Annotated in this window: 5 protein-coding genes; 1 reads left to right on the plus strand and 4 read right to left on the minus strand. The window is 74.2% G+C overall.

Annotation, left to right across the window (positions count from 1 at the left end; all coding sequences use genetic code 11):
* Nucleotides 1-26: 26 nt before the first annotated feature.
* Nucleotides 27-788 (minus strand): DeoR/GlpR family DNA-binding transcription regulator, encoded by a 762-nt coding sequence (locus tag G5C65_RS33790; protein ID WP_165302875.1) that lies wholly within the window; start codon nt 786-788, stop codon nt 27-29.
* A gap of 161 nt (nt 789-949) precedes the next feature.
* Nucleotides 950-2,032, minus strand: coding sequence for a P1 family peptidase (locus G5C65_RS33795; protein WP_165302876.1), 1,083 nt, complete (start codon nt 2,030-2,032; stop codon nt 950-952).
* 47 nt (nt 2,033-2,079) lie between these two features.
* On the opposite strand from G5C65_RS33795, the gene G5C65_RS33800 reads away from it, so the two are divergent.
* On the plus strand, nt 2,080-2,304 hold the full coding sequence (locus G5C65_RS33800) for a hypothetical protein (protein WP_165302877.1): 225 nt from the start codon (nt 2,080-2,082) through the stop codon (nt 2,302-2,304).
* A gap of 46 nt (nt 2,305-2,350) precedes the next feature.
* On the opposite strand, the gene G5C65_RS33805 is transcribed toward G5C65_RS33800, so the two are convergent.
* The gene (locus G5C65_RS33805) at nt 2,351-2,848 is read right to left on the minus strand and encodes an MscL family protein (protein WP_165302878.1); all 498 of its coding nucleotides are present in this window, start codon (nt 2,846-2,848) and stop codon (nt 2,351-2,353) included.
* 165 nt (nt 2,849-3,013) lie between these two features.
* A complete protein-coding gene (locus tag G5C65_RS33810) occupies nt 3,014-3,487 on the minus strand; it encodes a hypothetical protein (protein ID WP_165302879.1) in 474 nt (157 codons plus the stop codon).
* Nucleotides 3,488-3,495: the final 8 nt, after the last annotated feature.

A 3,495-nucleotide genomic window follows, 5' to 3' on the forward strand; every position in this document is an offset into this window, starting at 1 on the left:
GGACGGGGGTGTCGGAGGCGGGGAAGTCAGACGCGCTTGACGTGTGTGCCCTGGGCTTCGATGGTCCGGGCGTCCTCGGCGCTGAGCCCGGTGTCGGTGACGAGCAGGTCGACCTGGGCGAGGTCGCCGAACCGGGCGAAGTGCCCCTGCCCGAACTTGCTGGAGTCCGCGAGCAGCACGACCCTGCGTGCCGCGGCGATGACCGTGCGCTTGACGGCGGCCTCGGCCAGGTCGGGCGTGGTCAGCCCGCCGTCTGCGCAGAAGCCGTTGGTGGCGAGGAAGAGCACATCGGCGTTGACCTCGCCGTAGGCCCGCAGGGCCCAGGCGTCCACCGCGGCACGCGTACGGTGCCTGACCCGGCCGCCGACGATGTGCAGCTCGATGCCCGGGTGGTCGGCGAGCCGGGCCGCCGTCGGCAGCGCGTGGGTGACGACCGTCAGCACCGCGTCCGGCGGGATGGCCGCCGCGAGCCGCGCGGTGGTGGTGCCCGCGTCGAACAGGACGCTTCCCTCGGACGGCAGCTCGTCGACGGCGGCGCGGGCGATGCGGTCCTTCTCCCCGGCAGCCGCGGACTCCCGCGCGGACAGATCGGGCTCGAAGTCGAGCCGGCCGGCCGGGATGGCGCCGCCGTGCACCCGGCGCACCAACCCCGCGCGGTCGAGGGCCTTGAGGTCCCGGCGCACGGTCTCGGCGGTGACATCGAACTCACCGGCCAGGGAGAGCACGTCCACCCGGCCTCTCTCGCGCGCGAGGCGGAGGATCGCCTGTTGACGCTCCGGTGCGTACATGTGGTTTCAGGTCCGTTCTGTGCCCGATCCTGTGGCTTCCAGGTCAGGCTACGATTGGCGGAGGGTGATGTAAACAGATTCGGGCATGGATTCGGGCACACCTGGGCATGCGAAGGCGCCCTGCACCGCATCCGGTCCTGGTGGCGTCCTCCCGCCGGGGGTCAGTCCCGTGGGCGCGGGCCGTCGTACAGGTCCCGGTACGCCGGGAAGACGCCGCCGGGCCCGTCCACCCCCTCGGCTGCCCGGACGGCCTTCACCACGGCGCGGGTCACCGCGTCGGCGCCCGCCGCCAGCAGATCGTTGAACTCGCCCTCCCCCAGCGCCCGGTCGGCCGTCGACAGGGCGAAGACGGTGTCGCCGTCGTGCATCAGATGGATCGGCCGGATCGCGCGGGCCAGCCCGTCGTGACCGCTTCCCGCCAGGCGCTGGGCCTGGGGACGGCTGATCTCCGCGTCCGTGGCCACCACCGCGAGTGTCGTGTTGAGCGCGGGCCGCAGGGTGCCCGCCGCGCGCTTCGCGGTTTCCTCCCGGGCCTCGGCGAGCAGCATCCTCGCCTCGGTGTGCTCGTCCTCCGAGGGCAGATACGGAGAGCCGTCCGTCAGCTCGCCCAGCTCGCCGTAGAGCACGCCGGTCACTGGATCCGTCACCGAGCCCGCGGCGTTCACCGCCACCAGGGCCGCGACGAGAGCCCCCGAGGCCAGCCGGACGCTCGCCGTGCCGATCCCGCCCTTGAGGCCGCCGACCACGGCCCCGGCACCCGCACCCACACAGCCCTGCGGGACCGGCGCCTCCAGCTCCGTGCCCGCTGCGGCCTCCGCCGCCTCCCGGCCCAGGGCCGCGTCCGGGCGGGCCCGCCAGTTCCCGCCCCGGCCCAGGTCGAAGATGACGGCCGCCGGAACCACCGGCACCACCTGGGAGGGGTCCGGGCCCACGGAGACGCCGCGGCCCTGCTCCTCCAGCCAGGCCATCACGCCCGCCGCGGAGTCCAGCCCGAAGGCGCTGCCTCCGGTGAGCACCACGGCGTGGATCCGCTCCACGACGTTCCGCGGGTCCAGCGCATCGGTCTCGCGGGTGCCCGGGGCGCCGCCCCGGGAGTCCACACTGGCCACGGCGCCCCCCTCCGGGGCCAGTACGACCGTCGTACCGGTCAGCCATCCGTCGTCGGTCCGCTGCGCGTGGCCCACGCGCAGCCCGCGCACATCCGTCAGAGCATCGTGGACGCCGTAAGTGTGGTGAGTATCCATGGGGCATGGATACCAGGGGGTCAGGGGCCTGGTCGTACTCTTGACACATGAGCGCCAACTCGCACCCCACGGGCCCTGCCGGGCAGCCCCTGAGCGGCTCCGGGGCCCCTGCCGACCCCGCCGCGGGCCTCGTCTTCGACGACCCGCTGAGCCGGCGGTCCGAGGACGACTCGGACCGGGGCTGGGGTGAGGGCGCGTCCGGCGGCAGCGGCACCGGGGGAGCGGCCGACCTCGCCCGCTTCCTCGACGAGAAGCCGCCGCACCACCTCTGAGGCCGCCGCCCGCGCCGGGCGTGGGCGGCGGGCGCCCCGTGCCCGGCTACCCCGGTGCGCCGCTGCCGCCGTCCCTCGGAGGCGTGACAGGCGCGACAGGCGCGACAGGAGTGGCGGCGGCAGCGGCTGCGGTGGGGCCGGAGCCGTTCGCGCCGTCGCGCTGGGCCACCAGCGCGTCGCGGATCTCGCCGAGGAGCTCGACCTCGGTCGGCGGCGTCTCCACGGGGCCGGCCTTGGCCGCCTGCCGCTCCTTGTACCGGTTCATGGGCAGGATCATCAGGAAGTAGACGACCGCTGCCGTGATCACAAAGGTCAGTGTGGCGCTGAGCACAGGGCCCCAGCTGACCGCGACGCCCTCGGTGACCTCCCCGGAGGAGTCGATGCGGCACGGGCCCTTGAGGCACGAGCGGTACTGGTCCAGGTCCTGGGTGCCGATCGCGCCCACCAGCGGGTTGATGAACCCCTTCACGATCGCGTCGACGATCTTGCTGAACGCGGTCCCGACGACAACGGCAACGGCCAGCTCGACCACATTGCCCCGCATCAGGAATTCTCTGAATCCGGCCAGGACGCTCTGCTTCCCGGCTCCGGCGTCCGACTCGATGCTCACTGCACAGCCTCTTCCACGACCACTCGACCTTGCTGAACCTCCGGATGAGCCCGGCAGCCGGGACCCGGAGGGAACGGGGGAAGCGAGGAGCGAGGCGGCTCAGCACAGCGCCACCGCCAGCCTGGAGGCGGTGGCGGCGGACGCGAGGGCCGTGGCGGTCTGCCGCGGCACGGAGACCACGATCAGCGCTCCCTCGGCTCCATCGCCTGGGACAGTGTGGCTGGATTTCGGCACATGAGCCACTCGGACACTTCTGGCGACGACCCGGGCAGGTCCGCTCTCCGATGCGCTCGCCAGCACATCGACGCGGTCGCCCCGGCGCAGCAGGCGGACCGTCCCGGCGTCGGCGATCCGGACCGGCGCCGATACCGGTTGCGCACGGGACCGCCGACCGGCCTCCGCGCCCTCCGCACCGGCCGTGGCATCGCCCGCTTCCGCGCTGCCCGCCCTCGCGTCCCCCGGGGCGCCGCCCGCTCCCGCGCCGGGCGTCTGCGGTGTGGCGGCCAGGGCCGCGGCGGCCACCGCCAGCCCCACCCCCAGCACGCGCCGCCGTCTGCGCAGCACCCGGCGCAGCCGGAGCC

Source organism: Streptomyces boncukensis (assembly GCF_011045075.1).
Classification (GTDB): domain Bacteria; phylum Actinomycetota; class Actinomycetes; order Streptomycetales; family Streptomycetaceae; genus Streptomyces; species Streptomyces boncukensis.

Bases quoted from the DNA above. Each gene is read 5' to 3' on its own strand.
- G5C65_RS33790 (WP_165302875.1), bottom strand. From the start codon at position 788: ATGTACGCACCGGAGCGTCAACAGGCGATCCTCCGCCTCGCGCGCGAG.
- G5C65_RS33805 (WP_165302878.1), bottom strand. From the start codon at position 2,848: ATGCGGGGCAATGTGGTCGAGCTGGCCGTTGCCGTTGTCGTCGGGACC.
- G5C65_RS33800 (WP_165302877.1), top strand. From the start codon at position 2,080: ATGAGCGCCAACTCGCACCCCACGGGCCCTGCCGGGCAGCCCCTGAGC.
- G5C65_RS33795 (WP_165302876.1), bottom strand. From the start codon at position 2,032: ATGGATACTCACCACACTTACGGCGTCCACGATGCTCTGACGGATGTG.